Raw genomic sequence first — 25,101 nt, 5'->3', positions numbered from 1 at the left:
ACTTCAATGGAGCCACAGCGGCAGCGTCACGCACCGATGGCGTGCAGACCGCCGTCCACGTGGACGATCTCGCCGGTGGTCTTCGGGAACCAGTCGCTCAGCAGCGCGACGACGCCCTTGCCGGCCGGCTCCGGGTCCTTGAGGTCCCACTCCAGGGGCGAGCGGGTGTCCCACACGGAGGCCAGGTCGCTGAAGCCCGGGATGGACTTGGCGGCCATCGAGGCGATCGGGCCGGCGGAGACGAGGTTGCAGCGGATGTTCTGCTTGCCCAGGTCGCGTGCCATGTAGCGGCTGGTGGCCTCCAGGGCGGCCTTGGCCGGGCCCATCCAGTCGTACTGCGGCCAGGCGAACTGTGCGTCGAAGGTCAGGCCGACGACCGAGCCGCCGTTCTGCATCAGCGGCAGGCAGGCCATCGTCAGCGACTTCAGGGAGTACGCCGAGACGTGCATGGCGGTGGCCACGGACTCGAACGGGGTGTTGAGGAAGTTGCCGCCCATCGCGTCCTGGGGCGCGAAGCCGATGGAGTGGACGACGCCGTCGAGGCCGCCGAGCTCCTCGCCGACGAGGTCGGCCAGGCGGCCCAGGTGCTCCTCGTTCGTGACGTCGAGCTCCAGGACCTTGGTGGGCTTGGGAAGCTTCCTGGCGATGCGCTCGGTCAGCGTGGGCCGCGGGAACGCGGTCAGGATGATCTCCGCGCCCTGCTCCTGGGCCAGCTTCGCGGTGTGGAAGGCGATGGAGGACTCCATCAGCACACCGGTGATCAGGACGCGCTTGCCCTCGAGAATTCCGCTCATGGTGTTCAGTGACCCATTCCCAGTCCGCCGTCAACGGGGATGACGGCTCCAGTGATGTACGAGGCGTCGTCCGAGGCGAGGAACCGCACCGTCGCGGCGATCTCCTCGGGCTGCGCGTACCGCCCGAGCGGCACCTGCTTCACGATGCCCTCGCGCTGCTCGTCGGTGAGCACCTTGGTCATGTCGGTGTCCACGAAGCCGGGCGCCACCACGTTGAACGTGATGTTGCGCGAACCCAGCTCACGGGCGAGCGAGCGCGCGAAGCCGACCAGCGCGGCCTTGGAGGCGGCGTAGTTCGCCTGCCCGGGGCCGCCGTACAGCCCGACGACCGACGAGATCAGCACGACGCGGCCCTTCTTGGCGCGCAGCATGCCGCGGTTGGCGCGCTTGACGACCCGGAAGGTGCCCGTGAGGTTGGTGTCGATGACCGAGGTGAAGTCCTCCTCGGACATGCGCATCAGGAGCTGGTCCTTGGTGATGCCGGCGTTGGCGATCAGCACCTCGACCGGGCCGTGCTCGGCCTCGATCTCCTTGTAGGCCTGCTCCACCTGCTCGGTGTCGGTGATGTCGCACTTGACGGCCAGGCAGCCCAGTTCCGTGAGGGCGGCCGGCGGCTCGCCCGAGCGGTACGTGATGGCAACCTTGTCGCCGGCCTCGGCGAATGCGCGGGCGATGGCGAGGCCGATGCCTCGGTTGCCTCCGGTGACGAGAACCGAGCGGCTCAACGGATCACCCTTTCGATAGCGGTCTGACACACCCGCCCGAACACCTGGATGACAGGCGGCTTCCTCGAAAACCTATCGGTCCCGGACCGCCCGCGGACAATCGGGCACCGACAGTGGCTTACGGCACCGACTGTCGGGTCCCTACAGAAAGCTGCGGAACTCCGTCGGAAACGTATGGTCGGCGGCCCCGCCCGCGCGACATGATCGGAGCCGACAGGCCACGACACCAGGGAGACCTCCGTGCCTCATACGATCGACGAAGCCTTCACGGCGCTTCCGCTACGCCCTTTGGCCGACGCCGCCCTGGCACGCGCGCGTGCGCTGGGCGCGGAGCACGCGGACTTCCGGTTCGAGCGGGTGCGCAGTGCGTCCTGGCGGCTGCGGGACGCGAAGCCCTCCGGGACCTCGGACACCACTGATCTCGGGTACGCGGTGCGGGTCGTGCACGGTGGGACGTGGGGGTTCGCCTCGGGGGTGGATCTGACACTGGACGCCGCCGCCAAGGTCGCCTCCCAGGCGGTGCAGATGGCGAAACTGTCCGCCCAGGTGATCAAGGCGGCCGGGTCGGACGAGCGGGTCGAGCTCGCGGACGAGCCCGTGCACACCGAGAAGGAGTGGATCTCGTCGTACGAGATCGATCCGTTCTCCGTGCCCGACGAGGAGAAGTCGGCGCTGCTGGCCGAGTGGAGCGCGCGGCTGCTGGCGGCGGACGGCGTCAATCACGTGGACGCCTCGCTGCTCACCGTCCATGAGAACAAGTTCTACGCCGATACGGCCGGGACCGTGACGACGCAGCAGCGGGTTCGGCTGCACCCGCAGCTGACCGCCGTGTCCGTCGACGAGTCGAGCGGCGAGTTCGACTCCATGCGGACCATCGCGCCGCCCGTCGGGCGCGGCTGGGAGTACCTCACCGGCACCGGCTGGGACTGGGACGCGGAGCTGGCGCGGATCCCGGAGCTGCTCGCCGAGAAGATGCGGGCGCCCAGCGTCGAGTCGGGCGTCTACGACCTCGTCGTCGATCCCTCCAACCTGTGGCTGACCATCCACGAGTCCATCGGGCACGCCACCGAGCTGGACCGGGCGCTCGGCTACGAGGCCGCCTACGCCGGCACCTCCTTCGCCACCTTCGACCAGCTGGGCAAGCTCAGGTACGGCTCCGAGCTGATGAACGTCACCGGTGACCGCACCGCCGAGCACGGCCTGGCGACCGTCGGGTACGACGACGAGGGCGTCGCGGGACAGTCCTGGGACCTGGTGCGCAGCGGCACCCTGGTCGGGTACCAGCTGGACCGGCGGATCGCCCGGCTGACCGGCTTCGAGCGATCCAACGGGTGCGCCTTCGCCGACTCCCCCGGGCACGTGCCCGTGCAGCGCATGGCCAACGTGTCCCTGCAGCCGGACCCGGCCGGGATGTCGACCGAGGACCTCATCGGGAGCGTGGACCGCGGGATCTACGTCGTCGGCGACCGCTCCTGGTCGATCGACATGCAGCGCTACAACTTCCAGTTCACCGGGCAGCGGTTCTTCAAGATCGAGAACGGGCGGATCACCGGACAGCTGCGGGACGTCGCCTACCAGGCGACCACCACCGACTTCTGGGGCTCGATGGCCGCGGTGGGCGGCCCGCAGACCTACGTCCTGGGCGGTGCCTTCAACTGCGGCAAGGCCCAGCCGGGCCAGGTCGCGGCGGTCTCGCACGGCTGCCCGTCGGCCCTCTTCAAGGGCGTCAATATCCTCAACACGACCCAGGAGGCCGGTCGATGAGCGTCAGGTCCGGAATCGGCCGGGGGTCCGGGGGTCGTCCCCCGGGACAGCACAGTCTCAACACGACCCAGGAGGCCGGTCGATGAGCGTCAGGTCCGGAATCGGCCGGGGGTCCGGGGGTCGTCCCCCGGGACAGCACAGTCTCAACACGACCCAGGAGGCCGGTCGATGAGCGTCAGGTCCGGAATCGGCCGGGGGTCCGGGGGTCGTCCCCCGGGACAGCACAGTCTCAACACGACCCAGGAGGCCGGTCGATGAGCGTCAGGTCAGGAATCGGCCGGGGGTCCGGGGGCCCGCGGCGGCAGTCGCTGATGTCACAGCCCCCGGGACAGCACAGTCTGAACACCACGCAGGAGGCCGGTCGATGAGTCCTCGTACGAACAAGCCGCACGAGATCGTCGAGCGGGCCCTCGGGCTGTCCCGGGCCGACGGCTGCGTGGTCATCGCCGACGAGCAGTCGACCGCCAACCTGCGCTGGGCGGGCAACGCGCTCACCACGAACGGTGTGACCCGCGGCCGTACGCTCACCGTGATCGCGACCGTCGACGGCAAGGAGGGCACGGCCTCCGGTGTCGTCTCGCGGTCGGCCGTGACACCGGACGAGCTGGAGCCCCTGGTGCGGGCCGCCGAGGCCGCCGCGCGCGGTGCCCAGCCCGCCGAGGACGCCCGGCCGCTGGTCACCGGCGTGCCCGAGTCGCCCGACTTCACGGACGCGCCCGCCGAGACCTCCTCCGCCGTGTTCGCCGACTTCGCGCCGGCGCTCGGTGAGGCGTTCGCACGCGCGCGTGCCGGCGGACGCGAGTTGTACGGCTTCGCCAACCACGAGCTGGTCTCCAGCTACCTCGGTACGTCGACGGGACTGCGGCTGCGGCACGACCAGCCCAACGGGACGCTGGAGCTGAACGCCAAGTCGCCGGACCGTACCCGCTCGGCGTGGGCGGGCCGCTCCACCCGGGACTTCAAGGACGTCGACCCGGCGGCGCTGGACGCCGAGCTGGCCGTACGCCTCGGGTGGGCCCAGCGGCGGATCGCGCTGCCCGCCGGGCGGTACGAGACGCTGCTGCCGCCGACCGCCGTCGCGGACCTGCTGATCTACCAGATGTGGTCGGCGTCGGGCCGGGACGCGGCGGAGGGCCGCACGGTGTTCTCCAAGCCGGGCGGCGGCACCCGCGTGGGCGACAAGCTCACCGACCTGCCGCTGACCCTGCGCAGCGACCCGAACGCGCCGGGCCTGGAGTCGGCCCCCTTCGTGCTCGCGCACTCCTCCGGCGGCGACCAGTCGGTGTTCGACAACGGGCTGCCGCTGACCGCCACCGACTGGGTGCGCGAGGGCGAGCTGAGCAATCTGCTGACCAGCCGGCACAGCGCCGGGCTGACCGGGCTGCCGGTGGCGCCGGGCATCGACAACCTGATCCTGGACGGGGGCGAGGACCGCTCCCTGGAGGAGATGGTCGCGAACACCGAACGCGGTCTGCTGCTGACCTGCCTCTGGTACATCCGCGAGGTCGACCCGGCCACGCTGCTGCTCACCGGTCTGACCCGGGACGGCGTCTATCTCGTCGAGAACGGCGAGGTGAGCGGCGAGGTCAACAACTTCCGGTTCAACGAGTCACCGGTCGACCTGCTGGGCCGGGCCGCCGAGGCCGGGCGCACCGAAAAGACGCTGCCGAGGGAATGGAGCGACTGGTTCACTAGGGCTGCGATGCCGGCCCTGAGGGTGCCGGACTTCAATATGAGCTCTGTCAGTCAGGGCGTATAACCTCGTACCTGATTACGAGCGAACCCAAGGAGATACGAGAACCGTGACGGACATCGTCGACGAACTGAAGTGGCGCGGGCTGCTCGCCCTCTCCACTGACGAGGACGCATTGCGCAAGGCGTTCGCGGACGGTCCCGTCACGTTCTATTGCGGCTTCGACCCGACCGCGCCCAGCCTGCACCTCGGCAACCTCGTGCAGATCCTCACGATGCGCCGGATCCAGCAGGCGGGCAACCGTCCGCTGGGCCTGGTCGGAGGCGCCACCGGCCTGATCGGCGACCCGAAGCCGGACTCGGAGCGCACGCTGAACGCGCCGGAGGTCGTGGGCCAGTGGGTCGAGCGGCTGCGCGCCCAGATCGCGCCGCTCCTCGACTTCGAGGGGCCGAACGCGGCGATCATGGTCAACAACCTGGACTGGACGTCCGGTCTGTCGGCCATCGAGTTCCTGCGTGACGTGGGCAAGCACTTCCGGGTCAACAAGATGATCGCGAAGGAGGCCGTCTCCCGGCGGCTCAACTCCGACGCCGGCATCAGCTACACGGAGTTCAGTTACCAGATCCTGCAGAGCATGGACTTCCTGGAGCTGTACCGGAGGTACGGCTGCACGCTGCAGACCGGCGGCAGCGACCAGTGGGGCAACCTCACCTCCGGCACCGACCTGATCCACCGGGTCGAGCCCGACGCCGTGGTGCACGCCCTGGGCACACCGCTGATCACCAAGGCGGACGGCACCAAGTTCGGCAAGACGGAGTCCGGCACGGTCTGGCTCGACCCCGAGATGACCACGCCGTACGCCTTCTACCAGTTCTGGCTGAACGCGGACGACCGGGACGTCTCCAAGTACCTGCGCATCTTCAGTTTCCGGTCCCGCGAGGAGATCGAGGAGCTGGAGACGCAGACCGAGGAGCGTCCGCAGGCGCGGGCCGCGCAGCGCGCGCTCGCCGAGGAGCTGACGACGCTGGTGCACGGCGCCGACCAGACGGCCGCCGTGATCGCCGCGTCCAAGGCCCTCTTCGGCCAGGGCGAGCTGGCGGATCTCGACGAGAGGACGCTGGCCGCGGCCCTGTCCGAGGTGCCGCACATCCGGGTCGCCGAGCTCGGTCCGGTCGTCGACCTGTTCGCCGAGGTCGGCCTCGTGGCCAGCAAGTCGGCCGCGCGTCGCACGGTCAAGGAGGGCGGCGCCTACGTGAACAACGCGAAGGTCGCCGCGGAGGACGCCGTTCCTGCCAAGGAGGACCTGCTGCAGGGGCGCTGGCTGGTGCTGCGCCGCGGCAAGAAGAACCTGGCGGCCGTCGAGGTCACGGGCTCCTAGGCACATCGAAGGGTTCTCAGGTACATCGAAGGGGGCGGCTTCCCGTACGGGAGGCCGCCCCCTTCGCCGGTGCCTGTCCTCAGGTCCGGTGCTTGTTGCGGCCGAGCGTCGCCATGTACGCCATGTCGCCCAGGAGGACGATGACGACCGCGGCGATGAGCTGGAAGATGTGCCGCGTCCAGTCGATGCCGGAGGTGGCGTCGACGCCGGCCGCTCGGGCGACCGCGTTGCCGACGATCGCGCCGAGGATGCCGAAGATCGTGGTCAGCCAGAGAGGGCTGTGCTGCTTGCCCGGGATGATCGCCTTGGCGATCAGGCCCAGTACGAATCCCACAATGATGGCCCACAACCAGCCCATGGCTGCCTCCTGTACGGCTCTACGCGAGCATTACGCCCAGTGTCGGTCCGGTCGCTGTACGGCGCATGTCGGGTACGGCCGTACGCGCCGGGGCCAGGGACGTTGGTCCAGGTTGGAGGTGCCCCGGTCTCGTAGGCGGCGCAGGCCGGGCGTAACGTGGGAGCTGTCCGGGTCCCGTTCCCCGACCGGGGGCGGACCGGGTTGGGGACGGGGAGAGTCCGATACGGGCGGATGGTGGAATGTGATGCGGAAGCAGCATGGCGGCAGCGTCGAGGTGTTCCGGATCACCGGAGCCCGTACGAGCCTCCAGGAGGACGTGCGCGGACGGCAGCGCCGGTACGTCATCTCGATGACCGTTCGTACGCTGTCTGTGATCCTCGCGGTGGCGCTGTGGAACGTCGAACGGCACGTCGCGATCGTCGCCCTGGTGCTCGGGGCGGTCCTCCCTTATGTCGCCGTGGTGATCGCCAACGCGGGGCGGGAGAACGCGCCGTCGCTCCCGTCGACGTTCGTGGCCGCGCCCACCCGGCCGATGATCACTCCGCCCCGTGCGGAGGACGGTTTCGCGGAACCCGTCCCGGAAGACGTGGTGTCCGATCCGGCCTCGGGCGCACGGAACGAGCCGCACGAACGAGCATGATCATGTGCGTCGCCGAGGAGTCGTGACGCGGCGTCGACGGCTGGGTCACAACCGGAAGTCAGGCCCTCGCCAAGCTCAAGAAAAGCTCAGATCAATCATGTTGTTCCGGTCCCGGGCGGCGGGTTACCCGTGACATACTTCGTAGGCGCTCCGCATCCCCCGTCGGAGCGACGGACCGACGCCGGGCAGCTCCCCCCGTGGCTGCTCGGCGTCGCCTTTTTGATGCATCTGTGAGACGAACCGGTGAGTGACGAAACCCCGATCTGTTCAGCCAAGGGCTGCCGCGCCGACGCCCTGTGGGTGCTGGCATGGAACAACCCGAAGATCCACACGCCGGAGCGGCGCAAGACGTGGCTCGCGTGCGAGGAGCACCGGGAGCACCTGTCGCAGTTCCTCGGCGTGCGGGGGTTCTTGAAGGACGTGGTCCTCCTGTCGGAGTGGGAGTCCTCCGAAGCTTCCTGAGCCTGGGTAGTCCTCCCATGCTTCCCAGGCCGCTACGAAGCCGCCTGGGCCGCTCCTGGGCCCCCGTCCGCCGGACGGCCCCGGCCGACTAGCCGCCGATCGCCGACATCGGCCGGTCCGGCTGGATGAACGTCGGGTCGTCCAGGCCCGCGCCCGCCTTCTTGCCCCACATGGCCAGGCGCCAGATGCGGGCGATCTCCTCGTCAGGGGCGTCCGAGCGCAGGGCGGCGCGCAGGTCGGTCTCCTCCGTGGCGAACAGACAGGTGCGTATCTGGCCGTCGGCCGTGAGGCGGGTGCGGTCGCAGGCCGAGCAGAACGGGCGGGTGACGGAGGCGATGACGCCGACGCGCTGCGGTCCGCCGTCGACGAGCCAGCGCTCGGCGGGGGCCGAGCCGCGCTCGCCGGAGCCCTCTTCGGTGAGGTCGAAGCGGGTGCGCAGGGACGTCAGGATGTCTCCCGCGGTGATCATGCCGTCGCGCTTCCAGCCGTGCTGGGCGTCCAGGGGCATCTGCTCGATGAAGCGCAGTTCGTAGTCGTGCTCCACGGCCCAGGCCAGCAGGTCCGGGGCCTCGTCCTCGTTCAGTCCCGGCATCAGGACCGAGTTGACCTTGACGGGGGTCAGGCCCGCCTCACGGGCGGCGTGCAGGCCCTCGATGACGTCCTTGTGCCGGTCCCGGCGGGTGAGGGTCTTGAAGACGTCCGGGCGCAGCGTGTCCAGCGAGACGTTGACCCGGTCCAGGCCGGCCGCCTTCAGGGCCGCCGCGGTGCGCTTGAGGCCGATGCCGTTGGTGGTGAGGGACATCTGGGGGCGCGGCTCGAGGGCCGCGACGCGCTCGACGATGCCGACCAGGCCGGGGCGCAGCAGGGGCTCACCGCCGGTGAAGCGGACTTCCCGGATACCGAGGGAGGTGACGGCGATGTCGATGAGCCGCACGATCTCGTCGTCGGTGAGCAGATCGGGCTTGGCGAGCCACTGCAGGCCCTCCTCGGGCATGCAGTAGGTGCAACGTAGATTGCACCTGTCGGTCAGCGAGACCCTCAGGTCGGTGGCCACTCGGCCGTAGGTGTCGATGAGCACGTGGGCCCCCTCCCTCGCGGATCACAAGTTTTCCGACACCTGCGAGCCTACGCGACCCCACTGACATCAACAGACCCCGATCCCACGACGTAAGACGCGGCCGCGTCGTAGGGATCTACGACGCGGCCGCTCAGGGGGCGAACCCGGGTGGGACTCAGTGCGCGCCGGTTCCGGTCAGGGACCGGACCTCCAGTTCCGCGAACTTGGCGGTGTCCGGCTCCTCCTTGGAGAGGATCGTGCCGAGCCAGCCCATCAGGAAGCCGAACGGGATCGAGATGATGCCGGGGTTCTTCAGCGGGAACCAGGCGAAGTCGACGTCGGGGAACATCGCCTTGGGGTCGCCGGAGACGACAGGCGAGAACAGCACCAGGCCGACGGCGACGATCAGACCGCCGTAGATCGACCACAGGGCGCCCTGCGTGGTGAACCGCTTCCAGAACAGGCTGTAGAGGATCGTCGGCAGGTTGGCGGAGGCCGCGACCGCGAAGGCCAGGGCGACGAGGCCGGCGACGTTCAGGTCGCGGGCGAGGGCGCCCAGGAGGATGGAGGCGGCACCGATGCCGATGGTCGCCAGCTTGGCCGCCCTCATCTCCTGCTTCTCGGTGGCCTTGCCCTTCTTGATGACGTTCGCGTAGATGTCGTGCGCGAAGGACGACGACGAGGCCAGGGTGAGGCCGGCGACCACGGCGAGGATCGTCGCGAAGGCCACCGCCGAGATCACGGCGAGCAGGATGGCGCCCCAGGCGGAGTCGACGCCGCCGAGGTGGAGGGCGAGCAGGGGTGCCGCCGTGTTGCCGGACGGGTTGGACTCGATGATCTCTTCCTGGGAGATCAGCGCCGCGGCGCCGAAGCCGAGGGCGATGGTCATCAGGTAGAAGCCGCCGATGATGCCGATGGCCCAGTTCACGGACTTCCGGGCGGCCTTGGCGTTGGGCACCGTGTAGAAGCGGATCAGGATGTGCGGCAGGCCGGCGGTGCCGAGCACCAGGGCGATGCCGAGGGAGATGAAGTCCAGCTTGGTGGTGCCGGTCGCGCCGTACTGGAGACCGGGCTCCAGGAAGGCGGTGCCCTTGCCGCTGTTCTCGGCGGCCGTGCCCAGCAGGTCGGAGATGTTGAAGTTGAACTTCAGCAGCACCAGGAAGGTGATCAGGATGGTGCCGCTGATGAGCAGCACGGCCTTGACCATCTGGACCCAGGTGGTGCCCTTCATGCCGCCGATGGAGACGTACACGATCATCAGGACGCCGACGAGGGCGACGATGAGGATCTTGCCGGCGTCGGAGGTGATGCCGAGCAGCAGCGACACGAGGACGCCCGCGCCCGCCATCTGGGCCAGCAGGTAGAAGATCGAGACGACGATGGTGGAGGTGCCGGCCGCGGTACGGACCGGGCGCTGGCGCATGCGGTACGCCAGGACGTCACCCATGGTGTAGCGGCCGGAGTTGCGCAGGGGTTCCGCGACGAGGAGCAGCGCCACCAGCCAGGCGACCAGGAAGCCGATGGAGTACAGGAAGCCGTCGTACCCGAAGAGGGCGATGGCGCCGGCGATGCCGAGGAAGGACGCGGCCGACATGTAGTCGCCGGAGACGGCGAGGCCGTTCTGGAAGGCGCTGAACTGGCGTCCGCCGGCGTAGAAGTCGGCGGCGTCCTTGGTCTGGCGGCCCGCCCAGACGGTGATGACCAGGGTCGCGACGACGAACACCGCGAACAGGGAGATGATCAGTGGCCGGTGCTCGCTGGCCTCGCCGGCTGCCAGGGTGATCGCGGGGCTCATGCGCCGCCCTCCATTCGGGACTTGATGGCCTCGGCCTTGGGGTCGAGCTTCGCGGCGGCGTGCCGCGAGTACCACCAGGCGATGAGGAAGGTGGTGAGGAACTGGGCGATGCCGAAGACGAAGGCGACATTGATGTTGCCGAAGAGCTTGGTGCCCATGAAGTCGCCCGCATAGTTCGACAGCAGGACGTACAGCAGGTACCAGGCGATGAAGCCGACGGTCAGCGGAAAGGCGAAGGAGCGGTAGGAGCGGCGCAGTTCACCGAACTCCGCGCTCTCCGCCACCTCGGTGAACTCCTCGGGTGAGGGGAGTTTGTGTTGCTCTTTCGAGGGGGGCGGTGCGTCGGTGGCCACGGAGTCTCCTCGCGTTGCGGATGCGGTTGTTACGGGGATCGGGGGCGAGTGTCCTCGCGTTCCCTGCCCAAGGTCACGGCGGCGCGCAAGCCCCGGTTCAACAACGCGGGCTTCTTTCCGAAGTCACCTCTGGTAAGTCATTGCTGGCCAGTGACTTCGGGAGATAGCTTCGGGCCTGCAACACCCGTCATGTACCTGCCCGAGCGCCACCTGTGCCTCGGGCCGGTTTCGTTTTCCGGATGATGTGGAGACCCCATGCCTCATCTGCGTTCCAGACGCCGCCTCGCCCTTGCCGTGCCCGTCGTCCTGTCGTTGACGGCCTCGCTGGGCTTCCTGCCCGCGGCCGCGTCGGCCGCGCCGCAGGCGGAGACCTCCGCCCAGGCGGTGGACGCGCCCAACCTGGCGTACGTCGTCAACACCAAGCTGGACCGCCGCACGATCGAAGCGGTGAAGAAGGCGGTGCCCGCGGCCGGCGGCACTGTCGTGACCACGTACGAGAAGATCGGCGTCATCGTCGTCCACTCGTCGAACCCGGACTTCGGCAAGGAGATTCGCCAGGTGCGCGGGGTGCAGTCGGCGGGTGCCACGCGCACCACGCCGCTGACCGCCGCGGGCTCGACCGACGAGGGGTCGGCGCAGTTCCTGTCGAAGGAGCAGGCCGCGAAGGTCGAGAGCGCGTCGGCGGCGACGCCCGACAGCGAGCCTCTTGAGGCCGACCAGTGGGACCTGCGGGCGATCGGCGCCGACAAGGCCGCGAAGATCAACCCTGGCAGCAGCAAGGTGACGGTCGCCGTGATCGACACCGGCGTCGACGACACCCACCCGGACCTCGCCCCGAACTTCTCCGCCTCCCAGTCGGCCAACTGCGTCGGCGGCGTGGCGGACACCAGTGAGGGCGCCTGGCGTCCGTACACCGCGGACGACTACCACGGCACGCACGTGGCCGGTGAGATAGCCGCGGCCCGCAACGGCATCGGTGTCGCCGGTGTCGCTCCGGGCGTCAAGGTTTCGGGCATCAAGGTGAGCGACCCGGACAACGGCCTCTTCTACCCGGAGAGCGTCGTGTGCGCCTTCGTGTTCGCCGCCGACCACGGTGTCGAGATCACCAACAACAGCTACTACGTTGATCCGTGGCTGTACAACTGCATGGACGACCCCGACCAGCGGGCCATCGTCGATGCGGTCAACAGGGCACAGTTGTACGCCCAGAAGAAGGGTCTGCTCAACCTCGCGTCGGCGGGCAACTCCAACCACGACCTGGACTCCGACGCGATCGTCGACGACTCCAGCCCCGACGACTCCACGCCGGTCGAGCGGACCATCGACCCGCACGAGTGCTTCGACGTGCCGACGCAGCTGCCGGGTGTCGTCACGGTCAGCGCGACGGGCGTCCAGAACCTCAAGTCGTACTACTCCACGTACGGCAAGGGCGTCATCGACGTCGCCGCGCCGGGCGGCGACCGGCTCTACCAGATCCCGGACACGCCGTCGAAGAACGGCCGCATCCTGTCCACCATGCCGAACGGCCAGTACGCCTTCCTCCAGGGCACGTCGATGGCTTCCCCGCACGCCGCGGGTGTCGCCGCGCTGTTGAAGTCGACGCACCCGAAGGCGACCTCGGCCCAGCTCCAGGCGCTGCTCAAGGCGCAGGCGGACGCCACCGCCTGCCCGGAGTCGTACGACCAGGACGGCAACGGCACGCAGGACGCGGTGTGCAAGGGCGGCAAACACGTCAACGGCTTCTACGGGTACGGCATCGTCAACGCCCTGCGCGCGGTGAAGTGACCCGTACCGCCGTACTCCCGTACCACCGGGGCATCTCGCCCCTTGGGACTCCCCGCACGGTCCGTCCCACACCGCGAACGAACTGGAGACACTGACATATGACAGCGCCTCACCCGCGCTACCGCCGCGCGGTCGCCATCCCGCTCGGCATGGCCCTGACGACGGCCCTGGCCTTTCTGCCGGGCGCCACGGCGTCCGCGGCCGACGTGCCCGGCACCGTGGCCGGCGTCACCGGCGCCGTGAACGACGTCCTGGGCTCCGTGGCCACGGAGGACGCCACCGCGCTCAGCTACGTCGTCAACGTCCGCCCCGGGCACGGCCCTTCCGCGCACATCAAGAAGGCCATCGCCGAGGCCGGCGGCACGATCGTGACGTCGTACGCCCAGATCGGCGTGATCGTCGTCCACTCGTCGAACGCCGACTTCGCCAAGACGATCCGCAAGGTCAAGGGCGTCGAGTCGGCCGGCAACACCCGCAACGCCCCGCTGCCCGCCCAGTCGACGACCGACCTGGGCACGCCGAAGGCGCTCAGCGCGGCGGAGGTCGCCGCCGCCGAGGCCGAGGCCGCCGCCGGGCAGGACCCGTTGCAGCCGTTGCAGTGGGACCTGCCCGCCATCAAGGCGGACAAGGCGCACGAGAAGTCCCTCGGCAGCAGCAAGGTGACCGTCGCCGTGATCGACACCGGCGTCGACGACACGCACCCGGACATCGCGCCGAACTTCGACCGTGCCGCGTCGGTCAACTGTGTGACGGGCAAGCCGGACACGACCGACGGGGCGTGGCGGCCGAGCGCGTCGGAGAGCCCGCACGGCACGCACGTGGCCGGTGAGATCGCGGCCGCCAAGAACGGCGTCGGCATGACGGGTGTCGCGCCCGGCGTGAAGGTCTCCGGCATCAAGGTGTCGACCACCGCCGGCTACTTCTACACCGAGGCCGTGGTCTGCGGCTTCGTGTGGGCGGCCGAGCACGGCGTCGACGTCACGAACAACAGCTATTACACCGACCCGTGGTACTTCAACTGCACGGACGACCCGGACCAGAAGGCGCTCGTCGACGCCATCACCCGGGCCTCGCGGTATGCGGAGAAGAAGGGCGCGGTCAACGTCGCGGCGGCCGGCAACGAGAACTACGACCTCGCGGCCGACGAGATCACCGACCCGGTCTCACCGAACGACGCCACGCCCTCGGACCGGGTGATCGACCCGTCCGAGTGCCTCGACATACCGACCCAGCTGCCGGGTGTCGTGACGGTGGCCTCGACCGGCGCCAAGGGCATCAAGTCGTCCTTCTCCAACCACGGTCTGGGAGTGATCGACATCGCCGCGCCCGGCGGCGACTCGACGGCCTACCAGAAGCCGGAGGCGCCCGCGACCAGCGGTCTGATCCTGGGCACGCTGCCCGGCGGCAAGTGGGGCTACATGGCGGGTACGTCGATGGCGAGCCCGCACGTCGCGGCCGTCGCCGCCCTGATCAAGTCGACGCACCCGTACGCCTCACCGGCCCTGGTGAAGGCACTGCTGTACGCCGAGGCCGACGCCACGCCGTGCACGGACCCGTACGACATCAACAGCGACGGCAAGATCGACGCCGTCTGCGAGGGGTCGAAGAACCGCAACGGCTTCTACGGCTGGGGTACCGCGGACGCGCTGGACGCGGTCACCAAGTAGCGCAGCGAGTAGCGCAGACAGATTGACGCTTCGGGCCGGACGGATTGATCCGTCCGGCCCGAACCTGTCTCATCTTGATCGGATCAATACTGCATAGTGCAGTCATGACTGACATCACGTACGTGGTGCGGAAGGGCGCTCTTGAGGGGCGGCTTCCCGTACGGGAGTTGGCGCGGTCCTGTGTCGGCGCGTGCGCGCTGGCCGCCGCCGAGCTGGGGGCGAGGCGGGCCGGGCTCGCGAAGGTGCCCGGGATTCGGGTGGACGACGGGGCCGTGGCGACGGCGTTCGTCAGTGAGCGGCATCTGCTGGTCGACGGGCGGGCTCCGGTCACCTTCGCTCCGCTGTCGCGGTTCTGGCGGACGGCGGACGGGTGGGTGCGTACGCACGCGAACTATCCGCATCACCGGGCGCGGCTGCTGGCCGCGTTGGGAGTGCGGGAGGACGAGCGAGCCGTGACGGCCGTCGAGGCGGCGCTGGCCGAGCGGTCCGCCCTGGAGGCCGAGGAGGCCGTGTACGCGGCCGGAGGCCTCGCCGTCGCGCTGCGCACGCCCGAGGAGTGGGCCGCGCACGAGCAGGGGGCCGCGGTGGCCGGGCGGCCGTTGGTGGAGCGGGAGCGGCTGGATTCCGCACGCGCGCGTGCCCTGCCCCCGATCGACACGACACCCTCGGCGCCCGCCTCAACGTCCGCCTTGTTGCCCGCCGCCGGACTGCGCGTCCTCGACCTGACCCGGGTCATCGCGGGCCCGGTCGCCACCCGCACGCTCGCCCTGCTGGGTGCGGAGGTGCTGCGCGTGGACGCACCGCGGCTGCCCGAACTCCCCGACCAGCACGCCGACACGGGCTTCGGGAAGCGGTCGACGACCCTCGATCTCGTGGCCGACCGGCGTGCCTTCGAGGAGCTGCTCGCGGCGGCGGACGTCGTCGTCACCGGCTACCGGCCGGGCGCCCTGGACCGGTTCGGCCTGTCGGCACAGGCGCTGGCCGAGCGGCGGCCCGGGGTGGTCGTGGCGCAGTTGTCGGCGTGGGGCGGGTACGGGCCGTGGGGCGGGCGGCGGGGCTTCGACAGCCTGGTCCAGGTGGCCACGGGGATCGCCGCGGTCGAGGGATCGGTGGAGGAGCCCGGCGCGCTGCCGGCGCAGGCCCTGGACCACGGGACGGGATACCTGCTGGCGGCGGCCGTGCTGCGGGCGCTGGCCGAGCAGTCGGACGAGGGCGGCAGTCGGGTCGTGCGGCTGGCGCTGGCCCGGACGGCCCGGTGGCTCATGGACGGGGTCGGGACGGGCGGCCCCGAGGGTGTCCCGGACGCCGGGAGCGACGCGGGCGGCGTCGAAGGTGCGCCGTACGACGGGCCCGGCTCCTGGCTGGCGGAGACGGACAGTGGGCTCGGGCGGCTGCGGTACGCCCTGTCGCCGGTCTTCTTCGAGGGCGGCCCGGTGGACTGGGCGCGGCCGCCGGGGCCGTGGGGAGCGGACGCGCCGCGCTGGAGCTGAGTCACGGTCGGGCCGCAAACGTACCGATGGGCGGAATGCCGCACCGCCAGTTGTTTCCCTGTACTTGCCCGGTTCTGTGACGGCTGGTGAAGATCTCGAGGTGACCTTGATAAGACCCACCCCCGGGGTGTCCGACGCGAGCGGCCCGGTACGGCGTCCCGGCACCGGCCGGGCCGTCGCCGTCCTGCTCCTGGCGGTGCTGGCCGCGCTGATACCGCTGTTCGGGCCGTCCGCGGCACTGCACGACACCGGGGAGGCCGCAGCGCCCGGCGCCGGCGGTGTCGCGCTGCTGCGTGCGGTGCTGTTCGCGGCGCTGTGCGTGCCGGTGGGCGAGTTGTTCGTGCGCCGGCTGGTGCGTTCCGTGCCCGGCGCTCCCGAGGCCGTGCCCCGCGGCTGGGCGCCGTACGCGGCCGCCGCCGGTTTCGTCGCCGCGCTGGGACTCGCGTCGTTCGTGGCGACAGGGAACCTCGTGCCGGGCAGCGTCGCCGAGATCGACGTCGGCGGCCTCTACGAGTCCCGCGACGGCAAGCTCGCGCTGGTGGAGGTCAACGCGTTCCTCGCGGCCGGGCTCTGCGCCCTCTCCGCGCGGCCCGCGACGCAGGGGTGGCCGCTGGCCGCGGTGGTCGTGGCGGAGGCCCTGCGCGCGCATCCCACGACCGAGCAGAGCCCGCTGATCGGCTCCGGGCTGACGCTGGTGCATCTGACGTGCGCGGCGCTGTGGGCGGGCGGCCTGCTGTACGCGCTGCGGACGCTGCGGCGCTGGGGTCCCTCGGAAGCGGGGGTGGCGTTGTTGGGGCTCTACGCGCGCGTGGCGGCGGTTCTGCTCGCCGCCATCACGGCGACCGGGGTGTGGAGTTCGCTGCGCCGGATGCCGTCGGACACGGTCCTGGAGCAGCTGACGACGACGGCGTACGGGCGCGTCCTGCTGGCCAAGGTGCTCCTGGTGGCCGTCGTCGCCGTGCTCGCCCTGTGGGCGCGGATCCGGCTCGGCCGGGCCGCCGACCCGCTGACCGCCTGTTCGCCCGCGCGCGCGGAGGTCGTCGCGCTGGGCGTGGTGGTCGCGGTGTCGGGGCTGCTGACGGCGCTGCCGGTGCCGATCCGCTGGTGAGGCCGCCGAGCCTTCAGTCGGTGACCATCACCTTGAGGGCGGTGCGCTCGTCCCTCGCTTCGAGGGCACCGAGTGTGCCAACGGTGAGCAGGAACTGCGCGGCGATGTAAGTGAGCATGATCCAGAGGTCGGGCCGAGGCGGCTGGGGCCAGTCGGCGACGCCGGTCGCGATCAGGGTGTCGGACAGCAGGAAGAGCGCACCGCCGAGGCCGGCGACGAGGCCGAGCCGGGCCCCGGCCGCGTACGCCATGGCCGTGAGCAGGAGGCTGTAGCCGACGACGGGGACGCGCAGGCCGGGCGGCAGGTCCGGCCAGAGCAGGACGACGGTGGTGAGCAGGGCGGTGGTGTAGGCGGGGGCGAGGAGGCCGCAACGCGCACGTGCCTTGCCGTACGCCTTGAAGAGGCCGAGATAGCAGATGTGCCCCGCGGCGAAGGAGGCCATGCCCGCGAGGAAGGCCGGCTCGGCGTCGAAAAGGAGCAGGACGTCGCCGCCCCAGCCGAAGAGAAGGGCGGCGAGGAGGAGACGGGGAGCACCGTGCGCCGCCGCGTACGCGGCCAGGAGGGGCATCAGGAGCGGCTTGCTCACGGTGTGCCCGGTGCCGAACCCGACGGCGAGGCTGATCAGGTCCGTCGCAGCGAGAAGGGCGAAGGCGGCGAGGAGGGCGCGGCGAGCGGTCACACGACCACGGTTTCCTCGGCCGCTTCCGGCGCCGGCGCGGGCGTCGGCTGCCATCCGGGCCCCCGGAACACTCGCCCCGCGCGCTCACGCCAACCGGCCGCCGCCCTCACGTCCTTGACGATGGCGACGTACTCATGAGTGGCCACCTTGATGGGGTTGAAGGTGTTGATGTTCTTCGTCAACCCATAGACGGGCCGCACGGTCTCGGCAACGAATGATCCGAAGAGCCGGTCCCAGACGATGAGGATGCCGCCGAAGTTGCGGTCCAGGTAGCCGCCTTGAGAGGCGTGGTGGACCCGGTGGTGCGACGGCGTGTTGAAGACGTACTCGAACCAGTGGGGCATCCTGTCGATCCGCTCGGTGTGGATCCAGAACTGGTAGACGAGGTTCGCGGAGGAGCAGAACGCGAGGGCGGCCGGATGCACGCCGGCGGCCACGAGGGGGACGTAGAACGGCCAGACGGTCAGCGAGGTCCAGGGCTGGCGCAGCGCGGTGGTGAGGTTGAACCGGCGGCTGGAGTGGTGGACGACGTGGCAGGCCCACAGGATGCGGATGACGTGGTGGCCGCGGTGGGACCAGTAGTAGAAGAAGTCCTGCGCGAGCAGCATCAGGGGGACGGTCCACCACAGCACGGGCACCCGCAGCGGGGTGAGTTCGTGGACCGCCGTGTAGACGGCGACGATCGGGATCTTCCACAGGAAGTCGAAGGCGAGGCTCCCGAGCCCCATGCCGACGCTCGTGGCCGCGTCCTTGGCCTCGTAGCCGGCCGCGTCCTCGTCGGGATGGAGGCGGACGCTGATCATCTCGACCACGGTGAGCAGGACGAAGGCGGGTATCGACCACAGCACGACATCGGGCAGGTTCGGCATGTGGGCACCGTAGAACCGCTGGTCGGCCGCGGCTAGACGTTGTTACCCACAAGTATTACCGACGGTACGCGCTTGCTTCTTGGCGATCTCCGCCAAGGGGCTTACCGCCCCTGCCTACGATGCCGTGGACAGGAGACGGGGAGGCCGGGGGATGCAGGGGCTCGAGGTCGTGGTCGTACGACTGGCGTCGACGGTGCTGTCGACGGTCGCGAAGTCGATGCTCAGGCCGAGTCCGGGCGCGGGTCTGGTGCCGGATCCGGTGCGGCCCCTGCCGAAACCGCCGGGTCCGGAGAAGCTGGCGCGGGTGCTGGGCGGGCGGATCGCCGGCGGGTACGCGTCACTGCCGGAGCACGAGCGGCTGGCGGCGGTGGCGGCGGTCCAGGACACCTTCGCGGCGGCGGGCGATCTGACCCCGGACCGGTTGTTCGCGGTGGACCTAGACCCCGGACGGCTGGCCGACGAACTGCGGCGCCCCGTCCCGGACCTGGCGGAGCCCGCCCAAGGCCTCTACGACGAGCTGCTGCGGCTGTGCTGTGCGCACGTCCTCGAACAGCTCACCGCGCACCCGTCGTTCGCGGCCCGCGCGGCGGTGGAGCAGACGCGGCGGACCGGGGCGCTGCTGCAGGACCAGAAAGGCCTTAAGCCCTCGGAGGGCCTTGCCTTCGAGCAGCGGTACGCCGACTTCGTGGCCGAGACGCACTCCCGGCTGGAGCTGTTCGGCGTCACGCTCGGCGGCCGGCGCCGTGCCGAGTGGCCGCTGGACACGGCGTACCTGAGCCTCGCGGTGACCGGGGAGCCCCGCTACGCGCCGCACGGCGAGGGGCACGGGGCGCCGGGCGGGGCGCAGACGCCGATGAAGGTGGAGCAGGCGCTCGCGGACCGCCGCAGGCTGCTGCTGCGCGGCCCGGCCGGGTCGGGGAAGTCGACGCTGATGCAGTGGCTGGCACTGAACGCGGCCCGGCGGAGCTTCGGCCCGGAGCTGGCGGACTGGAACCGCTGCGTGCCGTTCGTGCTGCGTCTGCGGTCCTTCAACACGCCGGACGGCCTCCCGCTGCCGGAGGACTTCCTGCCCGCCTCGGGCGTGCCGCTGCGCGCGCCGCGGGGCTGGGTCGAGGAACTCCTGGGCAGCGGCCGTGCCTTGGTTCTGGTGGACGGTGTCGACGAGGTTCCGCCGCGGCTGCGTGCCCGCACGGAGAAGTGGCTGAAGTCGCTGCTCACGGCCTTCCCGCAGGCCAGGTACGTGGTCACGACCCGCCCGTCCGCCGTCCCGGAGGACTGGCTGGCGCCCCAAGGCTTCACGGCGCACACCCTGCTGCCGATGGAACGCGAGGACATCCGGGCGTTCGTACGGCACTGGCACGACGCGGCCCGCCAGGAGTGCGCCCCGGACGGCGAACGGGCGCTGCTCGACCGCTACGAGGCCAGCCTGGGCGAGGCCGTCACCACCCGCCGCGACCTCGGCCGACTCGCCACCAACCCGCTGATGTGCGCGCTGCTGTGCGCCCTGAACCGCGACCGGCGCATGCACCTCCCGCGCGCCCGCAAGGAGTTGTACGACGCCGCCCTGGACATGCTGCTGATCCGCCGGGACACCGAACGGGAGATCTCCTCGGTCGAGGGTGTCGTCCTCTCCCGCGAGGAACAGACGGCCCTGCTTCAGCGGCTGGCCTACTGGATGATCCGCAACGGGCAGGTGGAGGCGGACCGGCGAGACGTCATCGCAATGCTGCACGAGTGGCTGGCAGCCATGCCTCAGGTCGGCGAGCAGGGCGACGCCGAGCAGGTCTTCACCCACCTCCTGATCCGCAGCGGGCTGCTGCGCGAACCGGTGCCCGGTGATGTGGACTTCGTCCACCGCACCTTCCAGGACTACCTGGGTGCGAAGGCGGCCGTGGAGGCCCGCGACTTCGGGGTGCTGGTGCGCAACGCGCACGACGACCAGTGGGACGACGTCGTGCGGATGGCGGTGGGGCACGCGCGCGTGGAGGAACGGGGGCGGCTGCTACGGCAGTTGCTGCGGCGGGCGGACAAGGTGCAGCGGTATCGGCACCGGTTGGTGCTGCTCGCGGCGGCGAGTCTGGAGCACGCGCCGGAGCTGGACCCCGGGGTGCGGCGGGAAGTGGAGGCGCGGGCGGAGGAGTTGATGCCGCCGCGGTCCCTGAAGGAGGCGGAGGAGCTCGCGAAGGTGGGCGAGCTGGTGGTGGAGCTGTTGCCGGGACCGGAGGGGTTGGACGAGGAGACGGCGGCGGCGGTGGTACGGACTGCGGCGCTGGCGGGCGGGCCGGCGGCTCTCGCCGTCATCGCTCGGTTCCGGGAGGACACCAGGTTCCCTGTGGCCTACCAGCTTTCGACCGGTTGGCGGTTCTTCGACGCGGAGGAGTACGCGGATGCGGTGCTGGCCAGGGCGTCGCTCCCCGAGCAGTACCTCCATGTCGTCTCGCCCGCCCAGGTCGATGTACTCGAACGGCTCCCGCAAGTCGAAAGGTTCCACCTCAAGGGGAACCTCGGCATCCCCGAGGCGATTGTCCGGAGCGGTCGGACGAAGTGGTTGTTCCTCAACCACGACGAAGAGCTGGAGGACCTCTCACCCCTCTCCCGAATGGCCCGGCTCGAGCTGCTCGGCATCGACAGCTGCGCGCGCGTGCGCGACCTCTCGCCCCTGGAGGGCCTGTCCATCGAGACGCTCTACCTCGACAGCCTCTCCCCTGAGTTGCATCTGGCTCCGATCGGCGAGCTCACCGACCTGAAGATGCTGTCTTTGGGCTACGCGCCTGAGGGGGTGCGGTCGGTGGCCGACATTCCGACGGACCAAGTGCTCACCGGTTTCCAACTGTTCTTGAAGGCTCGTCACATCACGCTGGACGGGCTCTCCCGCTGGCCCCGGCTCAAGTCGCTGACCATCTCGGGAGCAAAGCACACCGAGGAGTTGGCCCGATTGGACGAGCCACCGAAAGTCGAGAGGTTACAGATCATCCGCAGCTCCTCGGTGGCCCCGCAGGACCTGACGCGCCACCGACAGCTGACGGAACTCTCCCTCTTCGCCTGTGAACTCTTCACAGGCCTCGACGCCTTGAAGGAGCTGCCGGAACTACGCAGACTCTCCCTGAACCGCTGCCCCGGGACGATCGATCTGACTCCCCTGGCCGACATGGAGGACCTCACGATCCACGTGACCCCCAACACGGATCTACGAGGCGCCGACCTCCTGCCCTCAGAGCGCCTCAAGCTCCTCCCCATCTGACCCTCAAACCCCCGCCGCCCCCAACAAAGCCCCCGCCGCATACGTAACCCCCATCGCCAACGCCCCGCCCGCCATGTTCCGCAGGACAGCGCCGCCCGGTCGCGCCGCCCCCAGTCGCGCGCTGCTCCACCCGGTAACCGCCAACGCAACCAGCACCGACCCCACCGTCACCCCCAGCCGCCAGTCCGCCGGCGGCAGCACGATCGCCAGCAGGGGCAGCAGCGCCCCCACCGTGAAGGCCAGGAAGCTCGCGCCGGCCGCGTGCCAGGGGTTGGCGAGCTCGTCGGGGTCGATGCCGAGCTCCACGCGCGCGTGGGCCCTCAGCGCATCCCGCTCCGTCAGCTGGACGGCCGCCTCCCTGGCCACCTCCCGGCTCAGCCCGCGTCCCTCCAGCAGGTCGGCCAGCTCCTCCAGCTCGGCCTCCGGCTGCTCGCGCAACTCCCGTTTCTCCAGCGCAAGAGCGGCCTTCTCGGAGTCGCGCTGCGTGGACACGGACACGTACTCGCCGGCCGCCATCGACATGGATCCGGCGAGCAGGCCCGCGAGGCCGGCGGTGAGCAGGGCGGCGCGGTCGTCCGTGGCGCCGGCCACGCCGACGACGAGGCCCGCGGTGGAGACGATGCCGTCGTTCGCACCCAGGACCGCCGCGCGCAGCCAGTTGAGGCGGGAGGCGAGCCCTCCGCCGTGGGCCTCGTCATGGGTGGGTTCGGTCACAGTCGGAGGATCGCACTCCAGGCGAGACGAGCCCCGTACCGACGCGGGCCGCCGTCGAGGACCGGAAGAGCCGGGACTTCCGCACGCAACAGCTCCCGAACTCGCAGCACAAACAAGCCGGGCCCGAACAGACGAACCCGACAACACGCCTGTCGAACCCAACAGCGCACCTGGGGAAGGGGACTGTCAGTCGCGACCCGTATCCTCAGGGACCATGCTCGAAGACCGCATGAGGGCAGCGTCCTCCCCCACCGCCTGGCCGGCCGCGTATCCGAAGGGATACGCGGTCGTTGACGTGGAGACCACCGGCCTGGCCCGGGACGACCGGATAATCTCCGCGGGCGTCTACCGTCTGGACGCACGCGGCGAGGTCGAGGACCACTGGTACACACTGGTCAACCCGGAACGGGACCCGGGCCCGGTGTGGATCCACGGCCTGACGAGCGACGTGCTGGAGAGCGCGCCCCTCTTCCACGAGATCGCCGAGGAGTTCTCGGCCCGCCTGGACGGCCGGGTGCTCGTCGCGCACAACGCGGTCTTCGACTGGCAGATGATCGCCCGGGAGTACGCGCGCGCGGAGCGCGAGGCGCCGGTGCGGCAGCGGCTGTGCACCATCGCGCTCTCCAAGGAGCTGGCCCTGCCGCTGCCCAACTACAAGCTGGAGGCCCTGGCGGCGCACTTCGGGGTCGTCCAGCAGCGGGCGCACCATGCCCTCGATGACGCGCGCGTCCTTGCGGAGGCGTTCCGGCCGAGCCTGAGGGCCGCGGCGGCGGGCGGCGTACGGCTGCCGCTGCACGAGTGCCGGCCGCTGACCGAGTGGACCGACCGGGCCGTACCCCGACAGCAGGCGGCGGGCTACGGAAGCTATCGGCAGACCAGTTGGCGCCCTGCCCGCAAAAGGCCCGCATGCCCCTATCCCAATCCAGGACGGTACGAAGAGGGCAAGCAGCTCAAGCAGGGCATGCGGGTCGCCTTCTCCGGGGACACGTCCATCGAGCGCGACCTGCTGGAGGACCGCGCGACCGAGGCCGGGCTGCATGTCGCGACGAGCCTGTCCCGGCTGACCAGCCTGCTCGTCACCAACGACCCGGACTCGGGCACGTCGAAGGTCGTCAAGGCCCGGCAGTTCGGAACACCGGTGGTGGACGAGGCCGCGTTCGGACAACTCCTCGGGGACGTGGAGCCGGCGTCGCAGGGATGACCGTACGGACGGGTGATTGCCGGGCGACTCGCCCGGCACCCGCTCGCCCGGGACGCGCCGAGCGCTCACCCTGTGGCGCATGGCGACTTGCGAAGTTTGCGGCAACAACTACGGAATGACCTTCGAAGTGCACGCCCAGGGCGCGGTGCACGTCTTCGACTGCTTCTCCTGTGCGATCCACCGCATGGCACCCATCTGCGAGCACTGCAGAGTGCAGATCATCGGCCAGGGCGTCGAGGTCGAGGGCCAATGGTTCTGCGGCGCCCACTGCGCCCGCGCGGAGGGAAAGGCGGGCATCGTCGACAAGGTGTGAGGCCGACCCCCGGAAGCCCTGCTTCCGGTACCCGCCTCCATGCACCCCACGACCGAGTTGTACGGTCGTGGGGTGTACCGCTTCCTGTTGTCCCGGCAGTGGGTGATCCTCACGCTGGTCGCCCTCCTCCTCATCCCCACGATGATCAGGCTGGGTATCTGGCAGATGCACCGCTACGAGGAGCGCACCGCCCGCAACCAGCTGGTCTCCGACGCGCTGTCCGCCGACGCGGTGCCCGTGGAGCGGCTGACCTCACCCGGACACACGGTCACCACCGACGAGCGGTACCACCGCGTGACGGCGAAGGGCCGCTTCGACACCGACGACGAGGTCGTCGTCCGCCGCCGCACCAACTCCGACGACGAGGTCGGCTACCACGTCCTGACCCCGTTCGTCCTCAGGGACGGCAAGGTGCTGCTCGTCAACCGCGGCTGGATCCCCGCGAACGGCCCGAGCCAGACCGCGTTCCCCAAGATCCCCGCCCCGCCCGGCGGCGAGATCACCGTCACCGGTCGGCTGATGCCCGACGAGACGACCGCGGCGAGCGGCATCAAGAACCTCAAGGGACTGCCGGACCGGCAGATCATGCTGATCAACAGCGAGCAGCAGGCGCAGCGTCTCGACGCCCAGGTGCTCGGCGGCTACATCGCGCAGACGTCTCCCGAGCCGAAGGGCGACATCCCGGAGCTGCTCGGCCCGCCCGGCGACGAGGACGCGGCACTGAACTACGCGTACGCGATCCAGTGGTGGCTGTTCGCCGCGGGCGTGCCGATCGGCTGGGTGGTCCTGGTCCGCCGGGAACGGCGCGACCGGCGGGCGGCGGAGGCCGAGCAGACCACGGCCGAGACGGAACCGGCACCGGTGTGAGCACCCGGAACAGACACCGGAACAGCTGACCAGTACCGGAACAGCCGACCGGCACCGGTACACCCGCCGCACCGGTCCAGCCGCCCCGCGTCACCCACCCGGCCCCCGCCCCGGATTGCCACCCCGCTGCTCCGGGAACCCGCACTGC

General features: G+C 70.3%; 22 protein-coding genes. 13 read left to right on the top strand and 9 right to left on the bottom strand.

The window, feature by feature from the left end:
- Window positions 1–26: 26 nt before the first annotated feature.
- Together fabI and fabG are read right to left on the bottom strand one after the other, a co-directional pair.
- Window positions 27–794: an enoyl-ACP reductase FabI gene (fabI, locus tag OG252_RS38730; protein WP_266441966.1), complete on the bottom strand. Its 768-nt coding sequence runs from the start codon at window positions 792–794 to the stop codon at window positions 27–29.
- Window positions 795–799: 5 nt separating this feature from the next.
- The gene (gene fabG, locus OG252_RS38725; RefSeq protein ID WP_266441958.1) at window positions 800–1,519 is read right to left on the bottom strand and encodes a 3-oxoacyl-[acyl-carrier-protein] reductase; all 720 of its coding nucleotides are present in this window, start codon (window positions 1,517–1,519) and stop codon (window positions 800–802) included.
- 240 nt (window positions 1,520–1,759) lie between these two features.
- Between fabG and OG252_RS38720 the strand changes: the two genes are divergently transcribed.
- From OG252_RS38720 to tyrS, 3 genes are all read left to right on the top strand, one after another.
- The gene (locus OG252_RS38720; protein ID WP_266441954.1) at window positions 1,760–3,283 is read left to right on the top strand and encodes a TldD/PmbA family protein; all 1,524 of its coding nucleotides are present in this window, start codon (window positions 1,760–1,762) and stop codon (window positions 3,281–3,283) included.
- Between the two features lie 364 nt (window positions 3,284–3,647).
- A complete protein-coding gene (locus OG252_RS38715; RefSeq protein ID WP_266441949.1) occupies window positions 3,648–5,042 on the top strand; it encodes a metallopeptidase TldD-related protein in 1,395 nt (464 codons plus the stop codon).
- 43 nt (window positions 5,043–5,085) lie between these two features.
- On the top strand, window positions 5,086–6,354 hold the full coding sequence (gene tyrS / locus OG252_RS38710) for a tyrosine--tRNA ligase (protein WP_266441947.1): 1,269 nt from the start codon (window positions 5,086–5,088) through the stop codon (window positions 6,352–6,354).
- Window positions 6,355–6,433: 79 nt separating this feature from the next.
- On the opposite strand, the gene OG252_RS38705 is transcribed toward tyrS, so the two are convergent.
- Complete coding sequence (locus OG252_RS38705; protein WP_266441944.1) at window positions 6,434–6,712, bottom strand: GlsB/YeaQ/YmgE family stress response membrane protein; 279 nt, start codon at window positions 6,710–6,712, stop codon at window positions 6,434–6,436.
- 244 nt (window positions 6,713–6,956) lie between these two features.
- Here OG252_RS38705 and OG252_RS38700 point away from each other — a divergent pair, with 244 nt between their 5' ends.
- Window positions 6,957–7,352 carry a DUF3099 domain-containing protein gene (locus OG252_RS38700; RefSeq protein ID WP_329342054.1) on the top strand — a complete coding sequence of 132 codons (396 nt, stop codon included), beginning with the start codon at window positions 6,957–6,959 and terminating at the stop codon, window positions 7,350–7,352.
- 243 nt (window positions 7,353–7,595) lie between these two features.
- Window positions 7,596–7,814: a hypothetical protein gene (locus OG252_RS38695; RefSeq protein ID WP_329342052.1), complete on the top strand. Its 219-nt coding sequence runs from the start codon at window positions 7,596–7,598 to the stop codon at window positions 7,812–7,814.
- Between the two features lie 88 nt (window positions 7,815–7,902).
- Here OG252_RS38695 and moaA read toward each other — a convergent pair whose 3' ends face one another.
- From moaA to OG252_RS38680, 3 genes are all read right to left on the bottom strand, one after another.
- Window positions 7,903–8,892, bottom strand: a complete 990-nt coding sequence (moaA, locus tag OG252_RS38690) for a GTP 3',8-cyclase MoaA (RefSeq protein WP_266441936.1) — start codon at window positions 8,890–8,892, stop codon at window positions 7,903–7,905.
- 154 nt (window positions 8,893–9,046) lie between these two features.
- Window positions 9,047–10,666 (bottom strand): solute symporter family protein, encoded by a 1,620-nt coding sequence (locus tag OG252_RS38685; RefSeq protein WP_266441933.1) that lies wholly within the window; start codon window positions 10,664–10,666, stop codon window positions 9,047–9,049.
- The gene (locus tag OG252_RS38680) at window positions 10,663–11,019 is read right to left on the bottom strand and encodes a DUF485 domain-containing protein (protein WP_266441930.1); all 357 of its coding nucleotides are present in this window, start codon (window positions 11,017–11,019) and stop codon (window positions 10,663–10,665) included. The genes OG252_RS38685 and OG252_RS38680 overlap by 4 nt, the downstream gene beginning before the upstream one ends.
- A gap of 255 nt (window positions 11,020–11,274) precedes the next feature.
- Here OG252_RS38680 and OG252_RS38675 point away from each other — a divergent pair, with 255 nt between their 5' ends.
- The 4 genes from OG252_RS38675 to OG252_RS38660 all read left to right on the top strand — a co-directional run bounded on the left by OG252_RS38675 (window position 11,275) and on the right by OG252_RS38660 (window position 17,069).
- Window positions 11,275–12,804, top strand: a complete 1,530-nt coding sequence (locus OG252_RS38675; protein ID WP_266441927.1) for a S8 family serine peptidase — start codon at window positions 11,275–11,277, stop codon at window positions 12,802–12,804.
- A 98-nt stretch (window positions 12,805–12,902) separates the two neighbouring features.
- A complete protein-coding gene (locus OG252_RS38670; RefSeq protein WP_266441925.1) occupies window positions 12,903–14,471 on the top strand; it encodes a S8 family peptidase in 1,569 nt (522 codons plus the stop codon).
- A 104-nt stretch (window positions 14,472–14,575) separates the two neighbouring features.
- Window positions 14,576–15,961, top strand: a complete 1,386-nt coding sequence (locus OG252_RS38665; protein WP_329342047.1) for a CoA transferase — start codon at window positions 14,576–14,578, stop codon at window positions 15,959–15,961.
- A gap of 100 nt (window positions 15,962–16,061) precedes the next feature.
- Window positions 16,062–17,069 carry a CopD family protein gene (locus OG252_RS38660; protein WP_329342045.1) on the top strand — a complete coding sequence of 336 codons (1,008 nt, stop codon included), beginning with the start codon at window positions 16,062–16,064 and terminating at the stop codon, window positions 17,067–17,069.
- Window positions 17,070–17,082: 13 nt separating this feature from the next.
- On the opposite strand, the gene OG252_RS38655 is transcribed toward OG252_RS38660, so the two are convergent.
- Entirely contained in the window at window positions 17,083–17,802 is a 720-nt protein-coding gene (locus OG252_RS38655) for a lysoplasmalogenase (protein ID WP_406491949.1), read from the bottom strand.
- Window positions 17,745–18,617 (bottom strand): sterol desaturase family protein, encoded by an 873-nt coding sequence (locus OG252_RS38650; RefSeq protein WP_266441915.1) that lies wholly within the window; start codon window positions 18,615–18,617, stop codon window positions 17,745–17,747. The genes OG252_RS38655 and OG252_RS38650 overlap by 58 nt, the downstream gene beginning before the upstream one ends.
- 151 nt (window positions 18,618–18,768) lie before the next feature.
- On the opposite strand from OG252_RS38650, the gene OG252_RS38645 reads away from it, so the two are divergent.
- Window positions 18,769–21,858: an NACHT domain-containing protein gene (locus OG252_RS38645; protein ID WP_329342042.1), complete on the top strand. Its 3,090-nt coding sequence runs from the start codon at window positions 18,769–18,771 to the stop codon at window positions 21,856–21,858.
- Window positions 21,859–21,861: 3 nt separating this feature from the next.
- Here OG252_RS38645 and OG252_RS38640 read toward each other — a convergent pair whose 3' ends face one another.
- Window positions 21,862–22,572, bottom strand: coding sequence for a VIT1/CCC1 transporter family protein (locus OG252_RS38640; protein ID WP_266441909.1), 711 nt, complete (start codon window positions 22,570–22,572; stop codon window positions 21,862–21,864).
- Between the two features lie 214 nt (window positions 22,573–22,786).
- Between OG252_RS38640 and OG252_RS38635 the strand changes: the two genes are divergently transcribed.
- From OG252_RS38635 to OG252_RS38625, 3 genes are all read left to right on the top strand, one after another.
- Complete coding sequence (locus tag OG252_RS38635) at window positions 22,787–23,773, top strand: DEDDh family exonuclease (protein WP_266441906.1); 987 nt, start codon at window positions 22,787–22,789, stop codon at window positions 23,771–23,773.
- 79 nt (window positions 23,774–23,852) lie between these two features.
- Complete coding sequence (locus OG252_RS38630) at window positions 23,853–24,086, top strand: hypothetical protein (RefSeq protein ID WP_266441903.1); 234 nt, start codon at window positions 23,853–23,855, stop codon at window positions 24,084–24,086.
- A gap of 72 nt (window positions 24,087–24,158) precedes the next feature.
- A complete protein-coding gene (locus OG252_RS38625) occupies window positions 24,159–24,953 on the top strand; it encodes an SURF1 family cytochrome oxidase biogenesis protein (protein ID WP_329345305.1) in 795 nt (264 codons plus the stop codon).
- Window positions 24,954–25,101 lie beyond the last annotated feature (148 nt).

Origin of the sequence: Streptomyces sp. NBC_01352 (assembly GCF_036237295.1) — a bacterium.
Lineage (GTDB): Bacteria > Actinomycetota > Actinomycetes > Streptomycetales > Streptomycetaceae > Streptomyces > Streptomyces plumbiresistens.
This window is presented reverse-complemented; position numbering and strand designations above follow the sequence as displayed.

Excerpts from the sequence above, each read along its gene's own strand:
- fabI (WP_266441966.1), bottom strand. The coding sequence starts at position 794 with ATGAGCGGAATTCTCGAGGGCAAGCGCGTCCTGATCACCGGTGTGCTG.
- OG252_RS38715 (WP_266441949.1), top strand. The coding sequence starts at position 3,648 with ATGAGTCCTCGTACGAACAAGCCGCACGAGATCGTCGAGCGGGCCCTC.
- OG252_RS38705 (WP_266441944.1), bottom strand. The coding sequence starts at position 6,712 with ATGGGCTGGTTGTGGGCCATCATTGTGGGATTCGTACTGGGCCTGATC.
- OG252_RS38700 (WP_329342054.1), top strand. The coding sequence starts at position 6,957 with ATGCGGAAGCAGCATGGCGGCAGCGTCGAGGTGTTCCGGATCACCGGA.
- OG252_RS38685 (WP_266441933.1), bottom strand. The coding sequence starts at position 10,666 with ATGAGCCCCGCGATCACCCTGGCAGCCGGCGAGGCCAGCGAGCACCGG.
- OG252_RS38675 (WP_266441927.1), top strand. The coding sequence starts at position 11,275 with ATGCCTCATCTGCGTTCCAGACGCCGCCTCGCCCTTGCCGTGCCCGTC.
- OG252_RS38670 (WP_266441925.1), top strand. The coding sequence starts at position 12,903 with ATGACAGCGCCTCACCCGCGCTACCGCCGCGCGGTCGCCATCCCGCTC.
- OG252_RS38665 (WP_329342047.1), top strand. The coding sequence starts at position 14,576 with ATGACTGACATCACGTACGTGGTGCGGAAGGGCGCTCTTGAGGGGCGG.
- OG252_RS38655 (WP_406491949.1), bottom strand. The coding sequence starts at position 17,802 with ATGGCAGCCGACGCCCGCGCCGGCGCCGGAAGCGGCCGAGGAAACCGT.
- OG252_RS38650 (WP_266441915.1), bottom strand. The coding sequence starts at position 18,617 with ATGCCGAACCTGCCCGATGTCGTGCTGTGGTCGATACCCGCCTTCGTC.
- OG252_RS38645 (WP_329342042.1), top strand. The coding sequence starts at position 18,769 with ATGCAGGGGCTCGAGGTCGTGGTCGTACGACTGGCGTCGACGGTGCTG.
- OG252_RS38635 (WP_266441906.1), top strand. The coding sequence starts at position 22,787 with ATGCTCGAAGACCGCATGAGGGCAGCGTCCTCCCCCACCGCCTGGCCG.
- OG252_RS38630 (WP_266441903.1), top strand. The coding sequence starts at position 23,853 with ATGGCGACTTGCGAAGTTTGCGGCAACAACTACGGAATGACCTTCGAA.